This window comes from Virgibacillus indicus, from assembly GCF_002266285.1.
Lineage (GTDB): Bacteria > Bacillota > Bacilli > Bacillales > Amphibacillaceae > Virgibacillus_K > Virgibacillus_K indicus.
In genome coordinates, this window is the sequence record NZ_NPMS01000001.1 from 118,018 (window position 1) to 144,091 (window position 26,074).

Annotated in this window: 22 protein-coding genes and 1 other annotated feature; of the genes, 16 read left to right on the forward strand and 6 right to left on the reverse strand. The window is 39.3% G+C overall.

The window, feature by feature from the left end; genetic code table 11:
* Positions 1–39 precede the first annotated feature (39 nt).
* Entirely contained in the window at positions 40–549 is a 510-nt protein-coding gene (locus CIL03_RS00615; protein WP_094883277.1) for a DUF84 family protein, read from the forward strand.
* Positions 550–811: 262 nt separating this feature from the next.
* On the opposite strand, the gene CIL03_RS00620 is transcribed toward CIL03_RS00615, so the two are convergent.
* Positions 812–1,252 (reverse strand): YtoQ family protein, encoded by a 441-nt coding sequence (locus CIL03_RS00620; RefSeq protein WP_094883278.1) that lies wholly within the window; start codon positions 1,250–1,252, stop codon positions 812–814.
* Between the two features lie 195 nt (positions 1,253–1,447).
* On the opposite strand from CIL03_RS00620, the gene CIL03_RS00625 reads away from it, so the two are divergent.
* The 13 genes from CIL03_RS00625 to motS all read left to right on the forward strand — a co-directional run bounded on the left by CIL03_RS00625 (position 1,448) and on the right by motS (position 15,297).
* Complete coding sequence (locus CIL03_RS00625) at positions 1,448–1,972, forward strand: hypothetical protein (protein WP_094883279.1); 525 nt, start codon at positions 1,448–1,450, stop codon at positions 1,970–1,972.
* Between the two features lie 125 nt (positions 1,973–2,097).
* Positions 2,098–2,415 carry a thioredoxin family protein gene (locus CIL03_RS00630; protein ID WP_094883280.1) on the forward strand — a complete coding sequence of 106 codons (318 nt, stop codon included), beginning with the start codon at positions 2,098–2,100 and terminating at the stop codon, positions 2,413–2,415.
* Positions 2,416–2,445: 30 nt separating this feature from the next.
* A complete protein-coding gene (locus CIL03_RS00635; protein ID WP_094883281.1) occupies positions 2,446–3,249 on the forward strand; it encodes a DUF1444 domain-containing protein in 804 nt (267 codons plus the stop codon).
* Positions 3,250–3,729: 480 nt separating this feature from the next.
* Entirely contained in the window at positions 3,730–4,332 is a 603-nt protein-coding gene (gene ytpR / locus CIL03_RS00640) for a YtpR family tRNA-binding protein (RefSeq protein ID WP_094883282.1), read from the forward strand.
* A gap of 164 nt (positions 4,333–4,496) precedes the next feature.
* Entirely contained in the window at positions 4,497–6,944 is a 2,448-nt protein-coding gene (locus CIL03_RS00645; protein ID WP_240507975.1) for a DNA translocase FtsK, read from the forward strand.
* Between the two features lie 168 nt (positions 6,945–7,112).
* Positions 7,113–8,225: a nicotinate phosphoribosyltransferase gene (locus tag CIL03_RS00650; RefSeq protein WP_094883284.1), complete on the forward strand. Its 1,113-nt coding sequence runs from the start codon at positions 7,113–7,115 to the stop codon at positions 8,223–8,225.
* Positions 8,226–8,342: 117 nt separating this feature from the next.
* On the forward strand, positions 8,343–9,653 hold the full coding sequence (gene murC, locus CIL03_RS00655; protein ID WP_094883285.1) for a UDP-N-acetylmuramate--L-alanine ligase: 1,311 nt from the start codon (positions 8,343–8,345) through the stop codon (positions 9,651–9,653).
* 341 nt (positions 9,654–9,994) lie between these two features.
* Positions 9,995–10,399, forward strand: a complete 405-nt coding sequence (locus CIL03_RS00660) for a DUF948 domain-containing protein (protein WP_094883286.1) — start codon at positions 9,995–9,997, stop codon at positions 10,397–10,399.
* A 30-nt stretch (positions 10,400–10,429) separates the two neighbouring features.
* Positions 10,430–10,837: a YtxH domain-containing protein gene (locus CIL03_RS00665; protein ID WP_094883287.1), complete on the forward strand. Its 408-nt coding sequence runs from the start codon at positions 10,430–10,432 to the stop codon at positions 10,835–10,837.
* Between the two features lie 520 nt (positions 10,838–11,357).
* Positions 11,358–12,434, forward strand: a complete 1,077-nt coding sequence (locus CIL03_RS00670; RefSeq protein ID WP_094883288.1) for a bifunctional 3-deoxy-7-phosphoheptulonate synthase/chorismate mutase — start codon at positions 11,358–11,360, stop codon at positions 12,432–12,434.
* A gap of 133 nt (positions 12,435–12,567) precedes the next feature.
* A complete protein-coding gene (gene ccpA, locus CIL03_RS00675) occupies positions 12,568–13,563 on the forward strand; it encodes a catabolite control protein A (RefSeq protein ID WP_094883289.1) in 996 nt (331 codons plus the stop codon).
* 140 nt (positions 13,564–13,703) lie between these two features.
* A complete protein-coding gene (motP, locus tag CIL03_RS00680; protein WP_094883290.1) occupies positions 13,704–14,525 on the forward strand; it encodes a flagellar motor protein MotP in 822 nt (273 codons plus the stop codon).
* Positions 14,515–15,297, forward strand: a complete 783-nt coding sequence (gene motS / locus CIL03_RS00685; RefSeq protein WP_094883291.1) for a flagellar motor protein MotS — start codon at positions 14,515–14,517, stop codon at positions 15,295–15,297. Before motP ends, motS begins: the two co-directional genes overlap by 11 nt.
* Before the next feature lie 258 nt (positions 15,298–15,555).
* Here the strand turns inward: motS and CIL03_RS00690 are convergent, their stop codons facing one another.
* The 4 genes from CIL03_RS00690 to CIL03_RS00705 all read right to left on the reverse strand — a co-directional run bounded on the left by CIL03_RS00690 (position 15,556) and on the right by CIL03_RS00705 (position 21,142).
* The gene (locus CIL03_RS00690; protein ID WP_094883292.1) at positions 15,556–16,713 is read right to left on the reverse strand and encodes an acetoin utilization protein AcuC; all 1,158 of its coding nucleotides are present in this window, start codon (positions 16,711–16,713) and stop codon (positions 15,556–15,558) included.
* Positions 16,710–17,360, reverse strand: a complete 651-nt coding sequence (locus CIL03_RS00695; RefSeq protein WP_094883293.1) for an acetoin utilization AcuB family protein — start codon at positions 17,358–17,360, stop codon at positions 16,710–16,712. The genes CIL03_RS00690 and CIL03_RS00695 overlap by 4 nt, the downstream gene beginning before the upstream one ends.
* The gene (locus CIL03_RS00700; protein ID WP_094883294.1) at positions 17,361–18,014 is read right to left on the reverse strand and encodes a GNAT family N-acetyltransferase; all 654 of its coding nucleotides are present in this window, start codon (positions 18,012–18,014) and stop codon (positions 17,361–17,363) included.
* Between the two features lie 128 nt (positions 18,015–18,142).
* The gene (locus CIL03_RS00705; RefSeq protein ID WP_094883295.1) at positions 18,143–21,142 is read right to left on the reverse strand and encodes a transglycosylase domain-containing protein; all 3,000 of its coding nucleotides are present in this window, start codon (positions 21,140–21,142) and stop codon (positions 18,143–18,145) included.
* 126 nt (positions 21,143–21,268) lie between these two features.
* Positions 21,269–21,513: a binding site (T-box leader), on the forward strand.
* 48 nt (positions 21,514–21,561) lie between these two features.
* On the opposite strand from CIL03_RS00705, the gene tyrS reads away from it, so the two are divergent.
* The gene (tyrS, locus tag CIL03_RS00710) at positions 21,562–22,833 is read left to right on the forward strand and encodes a tyrosine--tRNA ligase (RefSeq protein WP_094884394.1); all 1,272 of its coding nucleotides are present in this window, start codon (positions 21,562–21,564) and stop codon (positions 22,831–22,833) included.
* 423 nt (positions 22,834–23,256) lie between these two features.
* Here the strand turns inward: tyrS and rpsD are convergent, their stop codons facing one another.
* Positions 23,257–23,859 carry a 30S ribosomal protein S4 gene (gene rpsD / locus CIL03_RS00715; protein ID WP_094883296.1) on the reverse strand — a complete coding sequence of 201 codons (603 nt, stop codon included), beginning with the start codon at positions 23,857–23,859 and terminating at the stop codon, positions 23,257–23,259.
* A gap of 362 nt (positions 23,860–24,221) precedes the next feature.
* Between rpsD and CIL03_RS00720 the strand changes: the two genes are divergently transcribed.
* On the forward strand, positions 24,222–26,048 hold the full coding sequence (locus CIL03_RS00720) for a sensor domain-containing diguanylate cyclase (RefSeq protein WP_094883297.1): 1,827 nt from the start codon (positions 24,222–24,224) through the stop codon (positions 26,046–26,048).
* Positions 26,049–26,074 lie beyond the last annotated feature (26 nt).

The following is a 26,074-nucleotide window of genomic DNA, read 5'->3' on the forward strand; positions in this document are numbered from 1 at the left end:
CTGGTAGCGGCAATTTTTTGAGTAAAGGATGAACAACTCGTGGAGATTATTATCGGATCTGAAAATCCAACAAAAATAAAAGCAGTACAGGAAATTTTTCCGAAGCATGTGGTTAAATCAATGGATGTACCTTCCAATGTAGCTGCACAGCCATTTTCTGATGAAGAAACACGGCAGGGTGCTATAAATCGGGCAGTTCATTGTACGGAATCCAGTTCCAAAGGGCTTGGTGTTGGGCTAGAGGGTGGAGTTATGTACGCTGGAGACCAATTATTTTTATGTAACTGGGGAGCGCTAGTAACACAGGATAAAAAAATCTATACAGCCAGTGGAGCCAGAATTGCGTTGCCTGAAGAAATTGATTTGGAACTGAAAAATGGCAAAGAACTGGGTGATGTGATGGATGTCTACGCACAAAAACAGGAAGTCAGAAAAAAGGAAGGCGCCATCGGCATATTTACAAATGAACTGGTTTCACGGCAGGAAATGTTTGAACATGTGGTTAAGCTGTTAAGGGGCCAGTGGGAGTACTGGACTAACAGCAGGTAAGTCTGTGGGGTTGCGGCACTTTAGCTGAAAGTTGAGAGACACTGTATCAAAGTTGAGAGAAAGCATATAAAAGTTGAGAGACCCTGGGCCGGAGTTGAGAGATAACCCTGTTACTTAGAGCTTTGTCTCAACTTTGAGAACCTTACTCTCAACTATCCAAAGTTATCTCTCAACTTTACGCCTATGTCTCTCAACTTCATGCAGTCTCACACCCCAACCTAAATAAAAGCAGCGAAGTCATCCTTCGCTGCCCAAACAAATCTTATTCAAAAATATAGCTTAAAACTTCCAGCGCCTGATCCACGTTTTCCACCGTGACATTTGCTTTATTGGAAAGCTCCTTTAATGGATGGATTAAGTTTTTAGGCCGGATGATAATCGTTGGTTTGTTCATGGTGATTGCAGCACTTGCATCCATAGCGGTATTCCATTGCTTATATTTTTCACCGAACAGTGCAATTACTACATCAGATTTTTGCATCAGCACTTGGGTGCGGAAATTATTTACACTCGAAGCAGCATCGTCTTTATATACATCTCCTGGCTGTTTTCCTAAAATATCTTCCCCAATATCATCAGAACGATCGTGGTTTGTTTGCGGAGCCACAAATGTTAATGGCAGATTTTTTTCCTTTGCCTTTTGTTCAACCTGGTCACGCCAGTCATCATGAATTTGTCCTGCTAAATAAACAGTCAGTTCCATCGTTAGATCCCTCCAAATTTTTCTATCTATTTATTAATAATTCTATACAATTTACCGGTTTCCTTCAAGAAAGCTGAACTAACTATATACTTTTGGGTGTTTTTCTCACAATCCTGGTAAAACTATGATTGAAAAATTTCAATCTCATAGTATTATATTAAATAGGTTAAAGGTACTATACAGGAGGAACAAAAATTGAAGAATCCAATACAACTAATCATTGCGGTACTAATACTGACGGCCGCTCTCAGTGCCTGCAGTATGAAATCAGAAGAAGATGCAATCGCGGACGCTTTGGCGATTACTGAGGATACGTTTAAAAGTGAGACAGCAGCAGAAGCGAACTTTGAACATTATGGGGAATCTTTTTATCTCCCGGATAAATTGGAAGTAGAAAGTAAAGACAAAAGCAATCTTGTTTTAACTGATGGAGATCAGACATATATTATTTTTTATAATAAAAATGAGGGCGCTTTAAGTGAACTGAATTTTAATGCAGTTCAAAACAGCAATGCACTGCTGCTGGAATCATTCAATGATGGAGAAAAATTCGGCTATGTTTCGGTCCTCCCTGATGAGGGGGAAGGCTATCAATTACAGATTGGAATCGGCGGGGCGAAAATTACAACCTACACAGATAAAGGGAAAATGGATGATGACGCAAAAGAATTGATGAAAATTGCTAAATCAATTGCAGCTGAAGCAACAGAAGAAAGCTAGAAGAAATACGCAGCTGGCCGGTATACGGGCAGCTTTTTTCATCTTTACAGCTAATATGCAGCCATAAAACCTGATAGTTGAAAGCTGACTAAAACCAAGCTATGATATGTGTGGGAGATGATATGATGAAGACACTTGAAACAGTTGAACAATATAATGAACTTGCAAAAAGTGAAAATGTGATTATGCTTTTTACAGCAGGATGGTGTCCGGATTGCCGTGTGATTGAGCCGGTGTTGCCGGAAATTGAAACTGAATTTCCTGAATATACATTTGTGGAAGTGAACCGGGATGACTTTATTGAACTATGCCAAGAGCATGATATATATGGCATTCCCAGCTTTCTTGCCTATAAAAACGGCAAAGAAGCAGGAAGATTTGTCAGCAAGGATCGAAAAACAAAAGAGGAAATTGTTCAGTTTATCAACGGATTGCCTGCTTAAATTTTCCTCCTTGCAGAAAGGAGAAGCACAATGAAAATGAATAGTATTAAACTTAAAAAAATATTGGAAGACCGGCTTGCAAATGAAAATTACCGGACTTCATTTAACAGGGATAAAGATACGTTTCGGATTGAATGGAAAGAATCTAAACAGGGGATAACCATTACGTTGCCCAATGTTGTTGCGAAATACAATCAGCGCGGGGAAGTAGCCATTGATGAGTTGATTGACCATATTACCGAAGCCCTTAGAATCATGAATAAAGAATACAACCTGACAGGAATGGAAAAGAATATTTATCCTGTAATAAGGGCAACTTCTTTTCCAACAGAAACGAAATCTGGTGCAAAGCTTGTGTGCAAAGATCATACTGCTGAAACACGCATTTTCTACGCACTTGATATGGGGAAATCCTATCGCTTAATTGATGAAGCATTACTTGAAAATGAAGGCTGGACCAAGGAAAGAATCGATGAAATCGCGACATTTAATGTTCGTTCTTTGTCGATTGACTTTAAAGAAGACCGGGTAGCAGATAATGATTTCTATTTTGTTGCGTCACAGGATGGTTATGATGCCAGCCGGATTTTGAATGAAGCCTTTTTGGAGGAAATGAAAGCAAATGCTAAGGGAGACCTTGCTGTAGCTGTACCGCATCAGGATGTACTGATTATAGCTGACATTCAGAACAAAACAGGGTATGATATATTAGCACAAATGACGATGAAGTTTTTTGCAGAAGGAAGAATTCCAATTACTTCCTTATCTCTCATTTATGAAGATAAGAAACTGGAACCCATATTTATTCTGGCAAAAAATCGTCCGAAAAAATAAAGGCTCTTTTCGTAAATTTTGGGACTGCACTTCGTTCGCCCCATCAAAATACTGTTGCTTTTTAATCCTCGCAGTTGATGTAAAAGGCGACGTAGCGAAAATACTTTTCTGTGATGTGTTCACCCATGTGAATACTGGTTGGGTGCTAAAACTCGTTCCGGAAATACACTTCGTTAGTATCAGTTTACTGCTGATAAAGAGCAATAGTAATCAATACAAGCATAGAAGTACCTCACCAGTTCGGGTGAGCGCAGGGCGGTGACTCCTGCGGGAATAGCACGAGTCCGAAGACCCCGCAGAGTGGTTTTCTCGAGGAGGCTGAGGCCGTGCCCGCGGAAAGTATCCGCCCGGAGCGATCCCGAACGGCGATTTTAGCAGATGCTAAGTAGTTCGCATTCTATAGATTTTATGGCAAACAACAACATGCTTTAAGTAACCAGCTAAAATAAAAGATAAATTGCAGGAAAGGATTTGAAAAAGATGGATGTATTTTATAATCCAATAGGGATTGGCGATGTACTGATGATCCCATTAAAAGATGGGGACCGCTATGAAATTACCCATGTAAACCATGGCAGCATTACCAAGATAACATCAACCGATGGAGAAGTTCTTGGATATAATATTTTTGATGCTTCAAAGCATTTGAACTTTACAGGGACAGGAAAAATTAAACTAACTGAAGAATTGCTGAAACAAATTGAAAAGTTATTCCAGGAGAATAATTTGCAGGACGAGCTTGATTTTGATTTAAGTGCTAAATTCGTAGTTGGATATGTAAAAAGTAAAGAACCACATGAGAATGCAGACAAACTAAGTGTTTGCCAGGTTGATACAGGGAATGAAACATTGCAGATTGTGTGCGGTGCACCAAATATCGATAAGGAACAGAAAGTTGTTGTTGCAAAGGTTGGCGCTGTGATGCCAAGTGGAATGAAAATAAAACCGACAGAATTAAGAGGAGTACCTTCGAATGGTATGATATGCTCGCAGAAAGAGCTTGGATTGCCGAATGCACCAGAAGAAAAAGGGATCTATGTTCTCGATGATTCCTATACGCCAGGTGATGAATTCTCCTTTTAAAAATTTAAAACAACCCATTGTTTTTCATAAAGGGTTGTTTTTCTTTTGAACGCAGTCTACCAATTACTTCAAAAACTGATAAAATAGATAGAAACGAGGATAGAAATCTCTTTTTAAACATCCTCTTTTACAGATTTAATGACCAAAGAAATGAGTGAATGAATGTGTTGGAGCAATGGAAAAATAAATTATTAGCTCTATTTTATAAGGAAGTAGAAATAGATGAGGAAGTAGAACTAGAAATCGATGAATCAAGAAAAATAAAGCAAAATCAAAATGTCCATGCAAAAATGACCTATAAATATCCTGAGAATAAATCTTTTCGTTTTCCTGTAATTCCTGATGTGAAAGAGGAAGATGCGAAGGTTAGACCCTCAGCCCAAAGAAAAAGAACTCATACAGCAATGAATGAAAAGCCCGCATATCAGCGAAAGAGTGAGTCAGGAAAAAATAGAAGGACGGAGCCACAGCAGCCAAATCGAATTAGCAGCAAAGTATATAAAAAGGAATCAAGTATTCCGTTTCAGCCAACTGAAGTACCATCTCCAATTTACGGGTTCCAACCGAGAAAAAAAGATAAAGAAATTAAAGAAATTGAAGAGGTGCCTGCATTTCAACGGAAGCGGGAAAAGGAAGAAAAGCAGGAAACACAGAATGAATTGTCTGCAAATGGGCAGCCAAATCAATTGGAATCAACGAAAAGGGATGTAATGGAACAGGAAAGCCCGGTCCGCCCTATACAGCAGAAAAACACGGTTCAGCAAGCTGAAAGACAACCAGAAGAGCAGCAAAGTTCGAAGCCGTACAGTAAAATAAAGCCAATCCAGCAGGAGGACTCGAATCAAAAAACTGAGTTGCAGCCAATCCAGCAGCAAGACCCAAACCACCAAAGCATGGACGAACAACCTGTGAAGGAACCGAATAAAGAGCCTGCACTTCTCAACCAAGTACATAATGAGGCAGCAAGTACAAAGGAAGAGGTTCGACCGGCGGAGCAAAAACAAATAAAACAGCAGCATGAGCGTAGAAAAACAGAAAACAGTACAAATAAAACAGCTTTTCAAAAGCGCAGAAATGACCATGAAAATCGTAATCAAAAAAGTGTGCAGTACGGTCCATATAATGTAATGATGACGCCAAGAGATAAAAAGAATTTATTGGAAAGGAATAAACAAAAAGAAATTAAGCCAGTACCTTCACCGGAACAGCAATCAATTCCATATCATCTGTTAAATGATCCTGTTGAAAAGAGCAACGATGACCGCCTTTGGGTAAAACAGCAGCAGGGATTGCTTGAGGAAACACTGAAGCATTTTAATGTTCGGGCAAAAGTGGTAAACGCAACACAGGGACCTTCCGTTACAAGATTTGAAGTGCAGCCTGAACTAGGAGTGAAAGTGAGTAAGGTTAAAAATCTGAGTGATGATCTGAAGTTGAATATGTCTGCAAAAGATATCCGGATTGAGGCACCAATCCCGGGAAAAAATACAATTGGTATAGAGATTCCTAATAAAAATGCGCAAATGGTCGGATTGCAGGGGATCTTTGAAGCAGAAGCCTTTAAGCAGAGCAAGTCACCTTTATCTATTGCACTTGGTCTGAGCATCGAAGGACTCCCAGTAATTACAAATATCCAGAAGATGCCGCATGGATTAATTGCTGGTGCGACAGGTTCAGGGAAAAGTGTATGCATCAATACAATATTAATCAGTCTTTTATATAAGGCAAGCCATGAAGATGTGAAGTTTATGCTGATTGATCCTAAAATGGTCGAACTTGCCCCATACAATGGCATCCCACATCTGGTATCACCAGTGATTACGGATGTGAAAGCAGCTACTGCCGCATTAAAATGGGCGGTAAATGAAATGGAGGACCGTTACGAAAAGTTTGTGCATGAAGGTGTCCGTGATATTGAACGATATAATCAAAAAGTGCTGAAACAGGGCAGATTGGAAGAAAAAATGCCATTTATCGTCATTGTTATTGATGAACTGGCTGATCTGATGATGGTTTCGCCACAGGATGTTGAGGATGCGATCAGCCGGATAGCCCAGAAGGCACGGGCATGCGGAATTCATTTGCTGCTGGCAACACAGCGGCCGTCTGTTGATGTTATTACAGGATTAATCAAAGCAAATATCCCAACAAGGATTGCATTCAGTGTGTCCTCACAGGTGGACTCCAGGACGATTATTGATACAAGCGGTGCAGAAAAGCTGCTTGGAAAAGGGGACATGCTTTTTGTTGAAAATGGTGCGGGGAAAAGTGTTCGCCTGCAGGGTCCTTTTGTTTCAGATGAGGAAATAGAACGGGTTACAAACTATGCACGAAATATCGCAGAACCTGATTATTTATTTGAACAGGAGCAGCTGCTTGAGCAGGTTCATGAAGATGAAGAAGCCGATGTATTGCTCGATGAAGCCATCCAATTTGTACTGCAGCAAAACAGTGCAAGCACGTCACTCATGCAGCGTCATTTCAAAATTGGCTATAACCGGGCAGCGAGATTAATTGACACCCTTGAGCACAGGGGGATTATTTCTGGTCAAAATGGCAGTAAACCAAGAGAAGTATTAATAAACCAAGCACAGGCAGATGGGAGACCATAGTTAAAATCTTGTTTCCCGGCTAAAATTTATATATGATTAGAGAAACAGATTATAGAGGTTGTTCAAAAAGTCACCAAATGATCAGTGTCGAATCTCGCACGAATGCTTGCTTCTAATTTGGCAACTTTTTGAACACGCACTATTACACATTAAGGAGAAACTTAAATTATGAAAGAAATTGAACAAAAATTAGCCGGAAAAATCAAACGCCTGACAAATAAGACATTCAAATTTGATGAGCGGATTAAGGAAGGCTGGTTTTCAGCTGTATATTTTTTAAAAACAAAAAGGATTGCTGAAAAAAAATTACCTGATAATCATGTGACCATGCAGTTTTTTCAAAAAGAAAATGCAGTATTATGTGGTACTGACGAGGCTATTGCATTACTTCACACATTTGCAGACAATCCAGAAACATTGGAAATAAAATCATTAAAAGATGGCGATAAAATAAGTCCTTATGAGTCTGTAATGACCGTTTCTGGGTCATATCAGCAATTTGGTTTCCTCGAGGGAATAATTGACGGTATTTTAGCGAGAAGAACATCGGTGGCTACAAATGTATACAATGTGGTAAAAGCAGCGAGAACTTCAGGTAAGCAAAAGCCAATTGTTTTTATGGGGGATCGAGATGATCACTACACCCAGCAGGCTGGAGACGGATATGCTGCGTTTATCGGAGGTTCTACTGCCCAGGCAACACATGCCATGAATGAATGGTGGGGGAAGGAAGGAATGGGCACAATGCCGCATGCATTGATTCAAATGTTTCGCGGTGATATCGTTGCAGCGGCGAAAGCTTATCATGAATTATATCCTGAAGACGAGCTTGCAGCACTAGTGGATTATAATAATGACGTCATCACAGATTCGTTAAAAGTGGCCAGAGAATTTGGGGAAAAATTAACATCAGTGCGTTTGGATACGTCACGCACGCTTGTCGATAAATATTTCTTAAGAAATCATCATCTTATGGGAACATTTGACCCAAGAGGCGTCAATCCGCAGCTTCTTTTTGCACTAAGAAAAGCTTTGGATGAAGAAGGCTTTTCCCATGTGAAGATTATGGTTACCGGAGGGTTCACGGAAGAGCGGATAACTGAGTTTGAAAAACATGGTGTACCAGTTGATATGTATGGGGTTGGAAGAAGCCTGTTACGACTTAATATTGGATTTACCGGGGACAATGTCTTATTAAATGGAACTCCTTCTGCAAAGGAAGGCAGACGCTACCGGCCAAATCCACGGTTGGAAAAAGTGGAATATTACGGACTGCAATAGCTAGGAGCAGCAAACAAATTATTTTATTATGTACTATATTTTGCTATACTAAAATGGTTATATTTTATTAGAAAATTTTCTAAATCCTTTTCATGCACAATTTGGAGGTACTTTTTTATGACAACTTACCATTTTATTGGTATTAAGGGAACTGGAATGAGCGCACTGGCACAAATTCTTCATGACTCTGGGGAATCAGTGCAGGGTTCAGATGTGGAAAAAGTTTTTTTTACACAAAAAGCTTTGGAAGATAAAAATATTCCAATTCTCCCTTTTTCAGAAGACAACATCAAGGAAAACTATACAGTAATTGCAGGGAATGCATTTTCAGATGAGCATATTGAAATTCAGGAAGCAAAAAGACTAGGCGTCACCTTTTACAGATACCATGAATTTTTAGGTGAATGGCTAAAACAATTTACGAGTATTGCTGTAACTGGTGCCCATGGAAAAACATCAACCACGGGGCTCTTGGCACATGTGTTAAATGAATCCTATCCCATCTCCTATTTAATCGGGGATGGTACCGGGAAAGGTCATGTGGACAGTAAGTATTTTGCTTTTGAAGCATGTGAATACCGCCGTCATTTCCTGAGATATGAACCGGATTATGCCATTATGACAAATATTGATTTTGATCATCCGGATTATTTTACAAGCATTGATGATGTATTTGATGCTTTTCAATCCATGTCAGACCGGGTTAAGAAGGGTATTATCGCATGTGGTGATGATGAAAAGCTGCAGCAGATCCAGGCAAAAGTCCCGGTAGTTTATTATGGGTTTCAGGATACAAATGACTTTCAGGCACAAAATGTGAAAGAAACAGAGAACGGTACCGTATTTGATGTGTTTGTCAGAAATACGTACTATGACACGTTCGAAATCCCGATGTATGGAAACCATAATATCCTTAATGCTTTATCAGTTATAGCTATTTGTCATTATGAGGATATTGATGCTGAAAAAATTAAAGCACTCTACTCCTTTAAAGGGGTTAAGCGGAGGTTTGCAGAGAAGAAATTTGGAAATCAGATCTTAATCGATGATTATGCCCATCACCCGATTGAAATAACTGCAACCATTGATTCTGCACGGAAAAAATATCCGGATAAAAGTGTTATTGCAATCTTTCAGCCACATACCTTCACAAGAACGAAAACTTTTCTGCAGGAGTTTGCTGACAGTTTAAGCCTGGCAGATCACGTATATTTATGTGATATATTTGGCTCTGCGAGGGAAGAATCAGGTAAGCTGACCATAAATGATTTGCAGGATTTAATCGATAACAGTAATTTACTGGAATTGGCCCATACAGAAGTTTTGTCTGAACATGAGGATAGTGTTTTAGTTTTTATGGGAGCAGGAGATATTCAAAAATTCCAGAAAGCTTATGAAGAAAAGCTGCAAGAAAAAACAGCTAAATAAATGAGAATAAAAAAAGGTTGTCTCCTAAGCGCCTGACTCCAATGTTTCATGTTAACAATTTGTATGATACGTAGAGGGGATTACAAATTGTGACTGATGCAGGAGTCTGGAACTATAATAAGGGACAACCTTTTCCTGATGCAGTAAATTTTTAATTTTTTATTAGAAAAAAAGGAAATTCATATATCTTTGTCGAAGTGGTTATTATAAGAGGGATATATATCCAATGTTTAAGGCAGCACATAACGGGTATTACTTATAGAAGATAACTATGAACCATATGCAGGCATAACCCATTTCAAATAAGGGCTAGCAAACACAGTTTAAAGGGGGTAACATCTATGGAAATTATGCTATACATCGCTGCAATAATCGCTGCAGTTGCATTTGTTGTGCTTGTCGTATATTTTGTCATCACATTGAAAGCAACGAAGGATACCTTGAATAATGTTTCTAATACATTGGAAAGTCTCGAAAAACAATTAGAGGGAGTTACTTCTGAAACAACGGAACTCCTGAATAAAACGAATAGGCTTGCAGAGGATATCAATCAAAAATCCACAAAATTAAACGGAGTTTTTGATGGTGCAAAAGGGATTGGTGAAACGGTTAAGGATTTCAATAAATCACTCAGACAGTTATCCAATAGTATTTCCCGCGCATCTGAAGAAAATCAGGACAAGGCTTCACAGGCAGTTAAATGGGGAGCAGCAATGATGGATATTTGGAACAAGAAAAGAAAATAAATAGTAAAAAAATACGAGGAGGAATTTCAAATGGGAGATAACAATAATAACATTAACACAAAGGATTTTATAATCGGAACATTAATTGGCAGTATTGTTGGTGCATCAACAGCTCTATTATTGGCACCAAAATCTGGCAGAGAGTTAAGAAGCGATATTAATCAGGGCGCTGTACAAGTTAAAGACCGTGCACAGGTGAAAGGTTCAGACTGGAAGGATAAAGCATATACAACTGGTTCTGAATTAAAAAGAAAAGCAATGGATACAACATCACAATTCACAAAAAATGCATCTGATAAAACAAAAGAGCTGACAAAAACAGTTCAAACCAAGCTTAATGAAAAAAGAAATAAGGAAGATCAGGCATTGCAGGCTGCAGAAGAAGTTGCCGAGGCAATTGATGAAGCATCAAAAGAGCTGGAAACTTCCAATAAGTAAAACGTATAAAAGGCCAGATTCCTCATTTAAGGAATCTGGCCTTTTCGTAAATGTTGCTTTCATCCTTACAGTAGATGCAATTTGCGAAGTAAAATCAGCGATGATAATTCCAGCGGCCGTTCAGGAAATATAACTACATTTCCATCATCATATCAGCCATCCACCGAAACGCTCTATGTGACTGGCAGCTATTGTTTCTAGCTGTTGGGCTCAGAGAATTACCCCAAATCCTGATAATCCGTTCAACCCGCGAAACATCCGTCCGAAGTTGAAATCAACAGAGCACTTACCTCGCAGTCTATAGATTTTGTGTCACTATTTTTTTGCTGAATCAAGCAGTACGTTATCCCATCTATTAGAAAAAAATCTTTAAATTAAATTAAGCTTCTTATATATTTACAAAATCTGCTAAAATAAAAAATTATTTGCATAATTATAAGCAAAGTAATGACAAAGGAATGAATCTTCGTTATAATGGTTTCTAATTATTAAAAATTATTGTACAGGGGGCATATGGAAAATGAGTCAAAATGAAATGGATCAACTAAGACAGCAAATGGATGATGTCAATTTAGAAATACTGAAATTGATCAATCAACGTGCACAAATCGTCCAGCAAATTGGGGATATAAAAAACAAGCAGAGTATGTATCGGTTTGACCCTGTACGTGAAAGAGCAATGCTGGACCACATTACAAACAAAAATACTGGTCCATTTGAAAATGCTACGATTGAGCATATCTTCAAGGAAATTTTCAAAGCAAGTCTGGAATTACAGGAAGATGATCATAGTAAGGCACTTTTGGTTTCCCGCAAAAAGAAACCGGAAGATACAGTAATTGATATAAATGGTGCTAAAATAGGTGATGGAAATACGCACTTTATTATGGGACCATGTGCTGTTGAAGGACACGAACAAGTAGAAAAAGTGGCAGAGGCTGTAAGTAATAAAGGTCTTAAACTATTGCGAGGCGGAGCATTCAAACCAAGAACTTCCCCATATGATTTCCAAGGTCTGGGAATTGAAGGACTGCAAATGCTGAAACGTGCTGCTGAACAACATAATTTAGCAGTTGTCAGTGAAATTGTAAATCCGGCTCATATTGAAGAGGCATTGGATTATGTTGATGTTATTCAAATTGGCGCACGGAATATGCAGAACTTTGAATTGCTTAAAGCAGCAGGGGATGTAAATAAACCTGTACTATTAAAACGCGGATTGTCTGCAACAATCTCTGAATTTATAAATGCAGCAGAATATATTATTTCCAGAGGAAATGGAAATATTATCCTATGTGAACGCGGAATCCGCACATACGAAAAAGCTACCAGAAATACATTGGATATTTCAGCGGTGCCAATTTTAAAGCAGGAAACACATTTGCCAGTGATGGTTGATGTTACCCATTCAACAGGAAGAAGAGATTTATTGCTTCCTGCAGCGAAAGCAGCGATAGCAATTGGGGCAGATGGAGTTATGGCTGAGGTACATCCAGATCCTGCGGTAGCACTTTCTGATTCTGCCCAGCAGATGGATATTCCAACGTTCAACACATTTATGGACGAATTATATGATATGGCAGAGCGCATGAAATAAAAGATGCAAAAGTAACTAGGGGCTGAATCCTTGCGATGATTCAGCCCTTATATTTTTTGTAATTTTTTTCATAGTGGAGTATGATAAAGAAAGAAAATGGAAAGTGATTTGGTATTTTAGGAGGCAGATTGAATTGAATATAACAATATACGATGTAGCAAGAGAAGCAAATGTATCGATGGCTACGGTTTCACGTGTAGTAAACGGAAATCCAAATGTTAAACCAACAACCCGAAAAAAAGTTTTAGCAACAATCGAAAGGCTTGGGTATCGCCCGAATGCGGTAGCAAGAGGACTTGCCAGCAAGAAAACAACTACCGTCGGAGCAATTATCCCGGATATTTCGAGCATCTTTTTTGCAGAGCTGGCAAGAGGGATCGAAGACATTGCGACAATGTACAAATATAACATGATCCTGAGCAATTCCGACCAGAATAAAGAGAAAGAACTGCAGCTGATAAACACCATGCTTGAAAAGCAAGTGGATGGGATCATATTTATGGGCGGTGACATTACAGAGGAGCACGTCCAGCAGTTTAAGACATCATCGGTGCCGGTAGTCCTTGCAGCAACGTATGATGAAAATGATGCGATGCCATCCGTTAACATAGACTATGAACAGGCAGCGTATGAAGCTGTGAAATTTTTACTCGATAAAAGCAGCAAACAGCCTGCGTTTATTTCAGGTCAAGAAGATAATCATATTAATCAGCTTAAATATGAGGGTTATGTGCGCGCATTGAAAGAATCCTCTGTTTCTGTAAATGAAGATATTATTATAAAAGGTGATTATTCGTATGATTCCGGAATAGAAGCAGTGAAACAGCTGCTGGATTCTGGAAATGTACCGGCATCTATCTTCGTTGCATCAGATGAAATGGCATTAGGTGTGATTCATGGTGCGCAGGATAAGGGATATAGTGTACCAGATGATATCGAAGTATTTGGCTTTGATAATACAAGACTGGCTACGATGGTGCGTCCAACGTTATCAACTATTGTACAGCCAATGTATGATATTGGAGCAGTAGCCATGCGCTTACTGACTAAATTTATGAATAAAGAGGAAGTTGAAGAACAAAAAGTGGTTTTACCACATCGAATTGAAAAAAGAAACTCAACAAAATAAAAATAATGCCGATATAATAGATAAGTGTTAGTTGCTTATTCAAAAGCTGCCAAGTTAGGAATGAATAAAATACATCATTTCATCTGACAGCTTTTTTGATTGGGTGCTAACGATTTTGAAAGCGTTTGGGGAGAGGGAATATGAGGAAAAGAGATTTATTGACTCCTATTGGCATTACGTTGGGTTTTATTATGATTATGATTGCAATTATCAATAATGGAGGTACGGAGGGAGCAGCTTCCTTTATTGACCTTTCTTCCATTTTTATTGTTATTGGCGGTTTGGTGGCGTCAATGCTGATTAACTTTAAAATGGAACAGATTAAACTGGCTAATAAAATTTTGCGAGAAGCTTTTCATAAAAATGATCTAAGACTTCCGGAATTGATTGGATTATTTATCCGTTTATCAGAACGAGCAAGACGAGAAGGGCTGCTTGCATTGGAAAATGAACTGGAGGACGTGGATGATCCATTTATCCGCAAGGGAATCCTGCTTGCAGTAGATGGAATTGAACCGGAAGTAATTAATGATATTATGAATGCAGAAATTACCGCAATGGAAGATCGGCACTACAAAGGGCGTTCCCTAATTGAGAAAGCAGGCGAATATGCACCTGCCTGGGGAATGATTGGAACATTGGTAGGTCTAGTACTCATGCTGAATAATCTGCAGGATCCAGCGACACTTGGACCTAGTATGGCTGTTGCATTGCTTACAACGTTATATGGTACTGTGCTTGCAAATCTTGTTTTTACCCCAATGGCTAATAAGCTGGAGATAAAAACGGAAGAAGAAATATTTATGAGACAGATTATTATTGAAGGAGTAATTGGTGTTCAATCCGGACAAAACCCAAGAATATTGGAAGAGAAACTAAGTGCTTTTCTATCTAATGATACGAAGGTGAAAGAAGAAGCGGATAATGCTGATTTCGTGGGAGAGAGCATTAATGAAGCGTAGGGAGATCAGAAGGACGAAGAGCGGTGGAGCCCCTAAATGGATGGTCACATATTCCGATATGATAACACTCATTTTAGTTTTCTTTATTCTGTTGTTCTCTATGTCTCAAATCGATTTAGTTAAATTTGAAGCAATATCAGAGTCATTCAGAAACAGGATGATATTCGATTTTTATCCATCTCCGGTTCCGATGGACAACCCTACAGAAAGTACCAGTCATATGGAAAGCGGCAAGGCAACGAATGAGTTTGAAACACCCACCCAGCTTCCTGATACGAACGATAAGGATGAACAGGAAGAAGATTCACTGAGTAACTTAATGGCGGACGTGGAAGGTTATTTAAATGAAAATGATTTAAATAATGTTATCTCTGCCAGCAGAACTGAGCGAGGGGTTGTGCTGGTACTGCAGGAACTTATCTTATTTGATCCTGGTGAAGCAGACTTACTGTCCTCGGGAGAACCATTTCTGAATAAAGTTGGTGCACTTTTGTCAGAAATACCAAATAAAATAAAGGTGGAGGGGCATACGGACAGTCAACCGATGTCAAGCTATCTTTATCCGTCAAACTGGGAATTATCTGGTGCCAGGGCAAGCAGTGTGGTTCGCTATTTAATCAATGAAAATGATTTCGATGAATCACGTTTCTCCATTGTTGGGTACAGTGATACAAAACCATTGCTTCCCAATACAACCCCGGAAAACATGAGCCAAAACAGGCGGGTTGAAATTGTTGTGCTGGATGAAAATGTAAAGGAAATGGAAGAATGAAAAAGCGTAGAGATGATGTAATTTACATCATCTCTACGCTTTTACAATTTTTTCGGCAATGTACATAGTTTGTTTAGCTGAAGTTGAGATAAGTGTGCAATTAGTTGGGAGATATTTGCGGATAGTTGAGAGATAACTGCAGATTCATTTTTTTCTTTCAACTAATACTCAGTGTCTCTTAACTTTGCTGGTTTATCTCTCAACTCTCATCTTTTATTTCTCAACTTTGCCTGGAGTTCAAGCTATGGCACTGTACGCTTATTTTTTATTCTTCGTGTATTTCAGCATATTAAGCAAGACCTTTGTATTCTTCTCAGTGATTTCTGCTTTTCTCGGAATTTCCGGTACGATGTTCTTATCATCATGCCAAAATACCGGCAGCTCCACAGGAGACTCTTTTTGCCATTTTTCCAGCCATGTTTCTGGTATCTTTCCAGAATGGGGCTGACCATGTTTCATAACATTCCAGATTTGTGCCCATGCTCTGGGAACAGCACGCCAAATATCGTAACCGCCTCCGCCTGTTGCAATCCATTTGCCATTACAGTATTTATGAGCCATCTCATGTGCGAGCAGCGGGATTTTTTCATAGATTTCCATCGTGGCACATAAATGCGTCAAAGGGTCATAGCAATGGGCATCTGCACCATTTTGTGTGATAATGACATCTGGCTGAAAAAAGTCCGCAATTTCTCTGAATGCAGCTTCATAAACCTGTAAGAAGGATTCATCTTCGGTAAAAGCATCAATGGGAAGGTTGAAGGAATAGCCATGACCTTCTTTTATCCCCCGCTCATTTACATTACCTGTCCCAGGGAAGAGGTATCTGCCTGTTTCATGAATGGAGAGCGTGCAAACATCCGGATCATCATAAAAAGCCCATTGAACCCCGTCTCCATGGTGGGCATCTGTATCTACATATAAAACTCTTAAATTATATTTCTCGCGTATATATTTAATTGCAACTGCACCGTCATTGTATATACAAAATCCAGAAGCTTTTCGTTTAAAGCCATGATGAAGGCCACCGCCAAGATTAAGGGCATGTTCGCTCTTTCCTTCCAATACAGCATCTATTGCCGCAAGTGTACCCCCAACCAGATAGCTGGATGCCTCATGCATACCAGGAAATACTGGTGTGTCTTCCGTTCCTAATCCGTATTCAATTGCAGCCGATTCTTCCAGCTGTCCACTGCCTGCTTTTTTTACCGCTTCGATATAGGCTCTATCATGGAAAAGTGCAAGCTCGTCTTCCGTTGCCTTTCGTGGTGCAATGATCGCATTACCTGTCAGTAACCCTGACTCTTCTAATAATTCTTTGGCCAAAACTACACGTTTCTGATTAAAAGGATGATCCTCATTAAAGTGGTAGTTCAGCAAAGAATCAGAATATACAAAAGAAGCATGACAGGTCATAATTTTGGCCCCGGAATATTATTGGGCCACATTAATTCATAGCCCGCATTTCTGAGATCCTGAACGACAGGCAGCGGGTTCATTGTTTGAATGCGAAAGACAAGAATTTTATAATCCGGATCATTTTTAAACGGGTAAACCAGTACAGATACAATATTTACTTTCCGCTTGCCGAAAACAGCTGCCACCTCTGGCAGAATACCAGGTTTATGAGGTACCTTTATTTCAATATGTGAGCTTTGCACATGGGTGCCTGTCAGCTGAATTAATTTATACAGCATATCCTTTTCCGTTACAATACCAGCAATTTTATTGTCTCTGACAACCGGCAGGCAGGCAAATTCTTCATCATAAAATATTCGTGCAATTTCTTCAACAAAATCCATTGGATGTATCGTCACAACCGGATGGCTCATAATCGTTTGTATTTCATTCTGCAGTTCACTCTGATCCGAATCCTTTATAAAAATGGAAGGGCTTGCATCGCGTACATCACGATCAGAAACAATTCCGATTACACTCATTTTTTCGTCGACTATCGGAATATGCCGGATCCGGTGGTCTTGCAGCATTTTTAAGGCCTCTGCAATGGTTGCAGAGGGTGGTAAGGTAATTACATCCGTTTTCATAATTTCTTCAACCAGCAATTATAAGCCCTCCCTCATATTTCGATATTGATAACGCTGCAGGAAGCGCAATTTATCAAATCGCTTAACAGATTCTTCTGGTACATTCTTTCCAATCCGGACCATTAGACAATTGGCAGGATGGGAGATGATTTCTGGATCATCAGTTGGTGCTGGCAAAAGTCCGCCGGCGGCCATCATTTTTTCCATTACTTTCCGGTAATCCCAGATGCTCAGTCTTGTTCCATCCAAATCCCAGTGCCAATAGTACTCTGTTGATATAATAATATAATTTTCCATAAAATCATCCATCATGGATACCTTTAATAAGCCAGAAGCAACTTTGGCTCCTCGGAATTTGGGGATTACTTCGATGGCTCCTAATTCAACAAGGTCCTTCATATCAAATTCAGACCATCTTTCCAGCGGGTCTGGATGCAGATATGTAACATAGCCGATAATGGTATCCCCGGTTCTTGCAATAATAATTCGTCCTTCCGGAAAGTCGGCAATACTGAGTAATGCTTCGAATTGTTTATGAGCAGGACGAAATGCTGTTAATTGCTCATGAAAATGAAACTTTTTAAGCTCATCTGACGGTACAGGCCCTTCAATGACAATTTCTCCGTTAGGGGTTTCTCTTTTGGATGAATGAGAAGTCTTTATGTGCTCCATTATTTCACCACCTGATTAAAAAGTATAAACACAGTTCTAAATTCTATTATACAGTAAATCTGTGTGAATTTTTAGTAAAAGGGCAAAAAAATAGAAGGGAGGTTATCTCCCTTCATTAATTAGTTATATCATTGGTCTCCATCATCGCCGCTGTTATCGTTGCCGCCATCGTCAGAGCCATTTTCGTTTCCGTTATTGCCTCCGCCGTTTTCATCTCCATTGTTGTCATTACCGTTATTATCGCCCGATCCTTCATCATTGCTGCTCTCTTCAGAATCATTGTTATTCGTTGTCTCTTCTTTTTTGGCATTGTCTGATTCAGAATTTTTATCGTCGGAATTATCCGGTGTTTCCTTTTCCGGCTCCGTATCTCCAACAATTATTTCTTTTGATGCAGATGATTCCAGTCCAAAGTAATCAACGGCTTTTACATGATAAATGCCATTACTGCTGCCAATCGTAAATGATGTAGAGGTTGTACTGCCAACTAAGCTCGAACTGCCGCCTTTTTTAGCAGAACGGTAAATCCGATAGCCGACAACGTCCTTGCTCCCAGATTTACTCCAGGTTAGTGAGTCACCAGATTTTTTCAGGGAACCAGGTGCAGCTGGAGCTTTGCCATCATCACTGATTGCATTTCCAATATCTGAGCTTGGAACACTGATCTTTTCCCATTTGTCACGATCAATGCGCGGGAATAGCTGTGTTATATCACTTAACCTATCATAGCCATTTCGTTTCAGAAACTCTGGATTGAATGTTAGTCCGTCGCCTTCCACGAATTCGCTTGGTGTATTTGGTCCTGCGATAACAGCTTTTCCATCAACTTCTACATAACTTCCTGTCATTAAGCTGTCATCTGTTTGAGTTGGAACAAATTTAGCATTGAATAAATCTGTTTTTACTAAACCTGCTTGAGCACAAAGATCTGATGGAAGCATTCCTGAAATTGCACAATAGCTTCGTGATACAATGCCTTCAGGACGTTCGAACTCCTGAGATGGTGCCATCAAATCCGGTCTTATATCAGTTGCTGCATTAACCAGTTCAGCCCATAATTTCATATTGCGGTGACTATGGTATAAGCTGCAGGAATCACATTCAAGTGAATCATTAAACTCGTAGCCAATCCATGTTCCAAACGTTACATTTGGATTTACACCAACAAAATGCAAATCCCACGTATTTTGGGATGTACCTGTTTTACCTGCCCAGTCGACATTTTTATATTTCAGCTGGGAGTTTACATAGGTACCTGTTCCTTCGCTGATTACATCACGCATGATATCAAGTGTCAGATAACTTGTCTGCGGTGAAAATACATCTACTGGTTTGCTTTCATGCTCATAGATAACTTCACCATCATTTGTAGTGATCTTTTCGATCATATAGCCATCTTCATATTTCCCATTATTTGCAAGCGTGGTAAAACTATTTACATTATCTTCAATTGTAATCCCATTGGTTGTACCACCGATAGCAAGAGATCTGTTTTCATATTCGTTCTCACCCAATGTTATTCCCATTTTCTCAAGGTAATTTTCCACCGGATTGCTATCCATTATCATTGAATATGTTTTGATTGCGGGAACATTATAGGATTTCACCAGGTTTTGACGTGCTGATAATATACCATGATACTGCCTGTCAAAGTTCCTGGGTGTATAGTCTCCCCATGAGGTTCTTATATCCGCAATCGGTGTACCTGGCTGAACCTTGCCCATTTCCATTGCTGGCGCATAGGCGGCCAGTGGCTTCATGGTACTGCCATTTGACCTTAATGAATTTGTTGCATAATTCGTTTGGTCATCTTGGCTATAATTGCGGCTGCCAAGAAAACTGATGACTCTGCCTGTTTTATTTTCAACCAGCCAGCCGGCTGCCTGCACATATTGTTCCTTCATAACAGGTCCATCGGCTGTTTCGACTTCGGTCACTGTATCAGGTCCATAGTGCTGATAATTCTTGGCGACCTCCTGAAAAGCATCATAAATTTCCTTATCAATTGTTGAATGAACTTCATAGCCGCTGTTTTCCAGATCACGCTGTGCCAGAATTGTATATTCTTTTTCCAAATCCTCATTGTTTTCCAGATCTTCCATCGTATAGCCATCTTTTTCCGCCAGATATTTTATTAAAATATCTCTTGCTCTTTCCTGAATTTCAAAGGTTAAAAGCGGATATGTCTCGATCGGTGAGGTGGATGCCTCTGTGAAATCTGCCACAATATCATAATTCATTGCTTCATCGAATTCCTGTTTTGTAATATATTCTGATTCATACATTCTGCTAAGTACTGTTTTCATTCGGTTTAATCCTGGCTCAAGTCCCGCTTCTTCTTTAATTCCGCCACTGTTTGCAAATGGTGTGTAGGCAGATGGACTTTGCGGAAGTCCAGCAAGGTAAGCTGCCTGCGGGAGATTTACATCCTTGGCGTCAATGCCAAATATTCCTTGAGCTGCAGTCTGAATCCCGGCAATGTTTCGTCCTCCGGCATCCCGGCCGTATGGAACGATGTTCAAATAGGCTTCCAAAATCTCCTCTTTTTCAAAGAAACGTTCCAAACGCATTGCCAATAATATTTCTTTTGCTTTACGCTCAAAGGAAACTTCGTTCGTCAGAATTTGATTTTTAATCAGCTGCTGTGTCAGGGTACTTCCGCCTGTTTTAACATCAGCATTTAAAGCTTCCTGTAAGACAGCGCGGACAATTGCTTTTGGAACAATCCCTTTATGTTCCTTGAAATATTCGTCTTCGGTAGCAATTACTGCATTAATTAATGTATCTGAAATTTGATCAAGAGTTGTTTCTTCTCTGTAAATATCTGATTGCACATCACCAAAGTAAATATTATCAGCAAAGTATAATTTCGATGTTTCTTCATAATTGTAAATATCTTGAGCCATTACCTCATAGCTTCTCACAGGCTCGTCCTTTACAAGAGAAGCAAAATATCCGGCGCCTAGCCCGCCTGCAAAAAATACTGCAATAAAACCAATGATCAGGAAAAACAGAATAACGTTCCAGAATACGTCATATGTAATTCTGGATGATCGCTGTACTTTTCCAGTCTTCCAAATTCCTTTGGTCTTTTGCCAATATTTATGAAAAAATTGCTTGAAATCCATGTTAAAATACCTCCTAAAATACCACCTATATTATAGCATAAGTCTGTTTTTGTGAGTATTAAATTTTTTACTGCAATATTGCTTTTTATTTAAAACTATGATAATAATATTACATATCTAATATATTTTTGAGCTATGAAGGAATGAAGTAGCTTTGCAAATCACTATTTGAGTGTTTGTTTATATTTTTAAACAACCTCATCAAGAGAACCGGCAGCTGGTGGGAACCGGTATATATTTGCGAAACGAATTACGCTCTGGAGCAATTTCTTTTTGAACAAGCAAAAAGAACGGTGGAGACATCGTTAACAATCCCAAGTGGCCGTTTTTCGGCAACAAGGGTGGTACCGCGTGTTAAACTCGTCCCTTTTTTAGGAGCGAGTTTTTTTATGTATAAAAACAGGATGGAGTGTGGAAGAATGGATATTTTACAAGACCTGGAAACTAGGGGATTAATTCATCAAACGACAGATAGAGAAGGGCTTGAGCAGCATCTTTCCGAAAAGCAGGTAACATTATATTGTGGTTTTGATCCGACTGCGGACAGCCTGCACATCGGTCATCTGCTGCCGATCACCATGCTGAAAAGATTTCAAAAAGCGGGACATCGGCCAATTGCCCTTGTTGGCGGTGGAACTGGCATGATTGGCGACCCAAGCGGACGCACAAGTGAGCGTTCCTTAAATGAAGAGGCTGTCGTTAAACAGTACAGTGAAAAAATCAAACAGCAGATTGCAAAATTGCTTGAGTTTGACCAAGGGGAAAACCCGGTTGTAGCAAGGAATAATCATGACTGGCTATCCAGTATGACGGTTATTGATTTTCTGCGTGATGCCGGGAAGCATTTTGGAATAAATTATATGCTTGCAAAGGAATCGGTATCTGCCCGTATTGAACATGGAATTACGTTTACAGAGTTCAGTTATATGATCTTGCAATCCCTTGATTTCCTGAAATTGTATGAACAGGAGAACTGTACAATGCAAATTGGCGGCAGTGATCAGTGGGGCAATATTACTGCAGGAATGGAATTAATCCGACGTTCGAGAGAGCAGGAAGATGAAGAAATTAAGGTGTATGGTTTAACGGTTCCTTTAATCACAAAGGCAGATGGAACAAAGTTCGGTAAAACAGCAGGAGGGGCAGTATGGCTGGATCCTGAGAAAACAAGTCCATATGAATTTTACCAATTCTGGATTAATACAGATGACCGTGATGTCATCAAATTCCTTCGCTACTTTACTTTCCTTCCAGAAGAAGAAATGGAGCACCTGGAAAATGAAGTGAATAATCGTCCTGAAAATCGAATTGCACAGAAACGCTTGGCTGAGGAAATGACAGTAGTTGTTCACAGTAAGGAAGCACTCGTGCAGGCACAGAAAATAACAGAATCTCTTTTCAGTGGTGATTTGAAACAGCTATCAGCAAGTGAAATCAAGCAGGGCTTCAAGGATGTGCCAACACATCAGGCTGAAAAAGAAGATATTGGTTTAATTGATCTGCTTGTCAATGCATCAATTTCCTCCTCGAAAAGACAGGCAAGAGAAGATATCAGCAATGGTGCAATTTACTTGAATGGGGAAAGAGTGCAGGATTTGCAGCATGTAGTGGGTGATGATGACCGTATTGAGGATACGTTTACGATTATTCGACGAGGGAAGAAGAAGTATTCGTTGATTAGTTATAAGTAATAGCACACCACTCAGCAGCCGGAATCAGATTAGATTTCGGCTGTTTCTATGTTATTACATTGTATGCTGAGTGCAGGACCGGATGAATCGTGGCTAGGACCGGATGAACCGTGAAAGAGACCGGACAAAATGCAGAATAGACCGGACGGGATACGAATTAGACTGAATGCCGAGAGCGAGACCGAACGAAACATGACTAGGACCGGATGAATCGTAAAAGAGACCGGATAAAATGCAGAATAGACCGGACAAGATGCGAATCAGACCGAATGCCGAGCACTCGACCGGACAAAATCAGTTTAGACAGAATGCCAAACACGAAGACTGGACAATCCAGTATCAACTCTGCATTTTAATTCGCAAGTTGCTAAAGTTTCCACAAAAAAACACTGCTCAATAATTGAACAGTGTTTTCTAATTTTATTATCTTGAGTAAAACTCAACGATAAGAGCTTCATTGATTTCTGCTGGAAGCTCAGAGCGCTCTGGCTGGCGAGTGAATGTGCCTTCCATTTTATCTGCATCAAAAGATAGATATTCAGGAACAAAATTGTTCACTTCCAATGATTCCTGGATGATATCCAATTTTTGTGCTTTTTCACGCAAACCAATTACCTGACCTGGTTTTACGCGGTATGATGGAATATCAACACGTCCGCCATCAACTGTAACATGACCATGGTTTACAAGCTGACGTGCTTGTCTGCGAGTACGTGCAAATCCAAGACGGTAAACAAGGTTATCAAGGCGTGCATCAAGCAGAATCATGAAGTTTTCACCATGAATACCTTTCATTTTGCCAGCTTGGTTAAACAAGTTACGGAATTGACGTTCATTCAAACCGTACATGAAGCGTAATTTTTGCTTCTCTTGTAATTGTAAGCCGTATTCCGAGATTTTCCTTCTTTGGTTTGCTCCATGCTGACCAGGAGCGTAAGGGCGTTTATCTAATTCCTTACCAGTTCCAGTTAATGAAATGCCAAGACGACGAGATTTCTTCCATACTGATCCAGTATAACGAGACATAAAACATTCTCCTTTATTCGTTTATTTGTATAAAATAAACAACCGTGATTCATTCACCTGTCCATTATGTTTTCATGTACCATCGCTCCAGCAGCAGAGAGTTACACGATACACCTCTTTACTTGGACTTTATATCCGTTTGAGGAACAAAATGGGGGCAGCGTGCTGAACACATAAGGCTACCTAATTATTTTACACAAAGAATAGTATATAAGTTATGCATGTATAAGTCAACCAAAAAAATAAATAACATCTATTCAAGTTAATTTATAGGAAAAAAGAACCATTTGTTATATAATGAAATAAGATAAAAGTTTCGGTTTTTCCATTAAAATCTATCTTTTTATGACAGGTGATAAATAATGAAAAGGGAAATAGAGCTGAATATTACATTAAAAGAAACATATTTTGAACTGCTTGCTAATACGGTCAGCTATTCATATGAAGAGATTTTAACAAAAGTTGCAGCATCAATACAACAGATAATGGATGCACCGTATGTAGCATTTTACCTTTATGACAGCTGGAATAAAACCTATCAGTTAATAACTGACGCTATGGATAAAACGATTTACGATTCGAAACAGATGCAAACTGGAAAGATATCAGGGGAGAGCTTTGAATTCATAAAAAACACGGATGCATACACCTCTTCTTCTGTTATTGAATTGGATACAAACGATGTTAAAGGAATGCTAGTTATTACATGGAAGGAAGAGTCAAGCAATCAGTCGCAACTGTTCAGCGGTATTATTAAGACGGAAACAGAGAAACTGCTGGATATCATCAGCCAAAATAATAAGAATGAGGCAGAAGCATCGAATCATCGCACACTCTATGACTTTACTAAGAAGCTCTTTTCGTTGAATAGTCGATCAACTATTTTACAGGAAATCATAAATGGTTTAGAAAATCGCTATCCTGAATTCACCTTTGACATACTATTATCACAGGATAGTGAAGCTGACCACACACTACCTGTAAAAACCATTAAATACAGTGATGATGCTACGAAGCAGGTGAGCACTCAGGCTTTTTTATCTGGTCTCGTACAGATAGAAGATCGGGTGAATGAAAAAAACACCTGTGTTTATGCTCCGTTAACTGGCAGACAGGCTGTTTACGGTGTAGTCAAAATAACTGCACCGAAATTGATAGCATTCACAGAGCTGGAAATAGCATTTATTCGGCAGTTTGCTGAAATTGCAGGGAAAGCAATTGAAAATGCCACATTATATCAACATTCCGAGCATCTTGTAGCAGATTTGAAATTAATTAATGAATTGACACAAAAACTAAATTCCAATTTACAATTATCCGAGATCACCAAATTGGTAAGAAATCAAATATTAAATATATGTCATGCTTCACAGGTCGGATTTATTTATTTCAATGAAGCGTCTAACAGAGAATATAATATTTTAACTGGAAGTACTGCATATTTCACAACAGCAGAAGGTCACTCTTTTGCTGAGCATCTGCATAGAAATAACCAGGTTGAACCTTTATTCAGCGGAAACTACAAGATGAATGGAACATTTTCTTATCAATCAGTAATGGTCATACCGATGCGTCATTCCGGCGAAAACTATGGTTTGATAGCCATCATGCATGAGGAAGCCTATTTTTTTACATTTGAAATATATAAACTGATGCAATCACTGGTACAGCATTCTGCACTTTCAATAATGAATACGATTCTTAAGGAAAAACTGGAAATGTCTGTGATTACTGATTATTTGACACAATTATATACGAGAGAATACCTGGAAGAAAAAATTAATTATCATATGCAAACTGATGAAAATGGGATTCTGATTTTATTAGATATTGACGATTTTAAACAGATCAATGATACATTTGGTCATAAGACAGGTGACCAGGTCCTGACACAGATTTCCTCTATCATAAAAGAGCATACAGACACGGAGGGTGTAGCTGCACGATGGGGCGGAGAGGAATTGGCTATTTATTTGCCAAATGCTGACGATCTGGTAGGATATCAGCTTGCCAGATTAATCTGTGAGCTGGTGAAGGATAATACAGATCCCGGAGTTACACTGTCATGCGGCGTTTCCTCATGGAACAGCCAGATGCCTGATTCTGCAGATCAATTGTTTGTACGCACAGACCAGGCATTATATGATGCGAAAAATTCTGGAAAGAACAATATTGTTTTGAGCAGATAACGAAAAGAGCGGCTATAAAAAAATTA

Excerpts from the sequence above, each read along its gene's own strand:
- CIL03_RS00620 (WP_094883278.1), bottom strand. The coding sequence starts at position 1,252 with ATGGAACTGACTGTTTATTTAGCAGGACAAATTCATGATGACTGGCGT.
- CIL03_RS00630 (WP_094883280.1), top strand. The coding sequence starts at position 2,098 with ATGAAGACACTTGAAACAGTTGAACAATATAATGAACTTGCAAAAAGT.
- CIL03_RS00635 (WP_094883281.1), top strand. The coding sequence starts at position 2,446 with ATGAAAATGAATAGTATTAAACTTAAAAAAATATTGGAAGACCGGCTT.
- ytpR (WP_094883282.1), top strand. The coding sequence starts at position 3,730 with ATGGATGTATTTTATAATCCAATAGGGATTGGCGATGTACTGATGATC.
- CIL03_RS00650 (WP_094883284.1), top strand. The coding sequence starts at position 7,113 with ATGAAAGAAATTGAACAAAAATTAGCCGGAAAAATCAAACGCCTGACA.
- murC (WP_094883285.1), top strand. The coding sequence starts at position 8,343 with ATGACAACTTACCATTTTATTGGTATTAAGGGAACTGGAATGAGCGCA.
- CIL03_RS00660 (WP_094883286.1), top strand. The coding sequence starts at position 9,995 with ATGGAAATTATGCTATACATCGCTGCAATAATCGCTGCAGTTGCATTT.
- CIL03_RS00665 (WP_094883287.1), top strand. The coding sequence starts at position 10,430 with ATGGGAGATAACAATAATAACATTAACACAAAGGATTTTATAATCGGA.
- CIL03_RS00670 (WP_094883288.1), top strand. The coding sequence starts at position 11,358 with ATGAGTCAAAATGAAATGGATCAACTAAGACAGCAAATGGATGATGTC.
- motP (WP_094883290.1), top strand. The coding sequence starts at position 13,704 with ATGAGGAAAAGAGATTTATTGACTCCTATTGGCATTACGTTGGGTTTT.
- motS (WP_094883291.1), top strand. The coding sequence starts at position 14,515 with ATGAAGCGTAGGGAGATCAGAAGGACGAAGAGCGGTGGAGCCCCTAAA.
- CIL03_RS00690 (WP_094883292.1), bottom strand. The coding sequence starts at position 16,713 with ATGACCTGTCATGCTTCTTTTGTATATTCTGATTCTTTGCTGAACTAC.
- CIL03_RS00700 (WP_094883294.1), bottom strand. The coding sequence starts at position 18,014 with ATGGAGCACATAAAGACTTCTCATTCATCCAAAAGAGAAACCCCTAAC.
- CIL03_RS00705 (WP_094883295.1), bottom strand. The coding sequence starts at position 21,142 with ATGGATTTCAAGCAATTTTTTCATAAATATTGGCAAAAGACCAAAGGA.
- tyrS (WP_094884394.1), top strand. The coding sequence starts at position 21,562 with ATGGATATTTTACAAGACCTGGAAACTAGGGGATTAATTCATCAAACG.
- rpsD (WP_094883296.1), bottom strand. The coding sequence starts at position 23,859 with ATGTCTCGTTATACTGGATCAGTATGGAAGAAATCTCGTCGTCTTGGC.
- CIL03_RS00720 (WP_094883297.1), top strand. The coding sequence starts at position 24,222 with ATGAAAAGGGAAATAGAGCTGAATATTACATTAAAAGAAACATATTTT.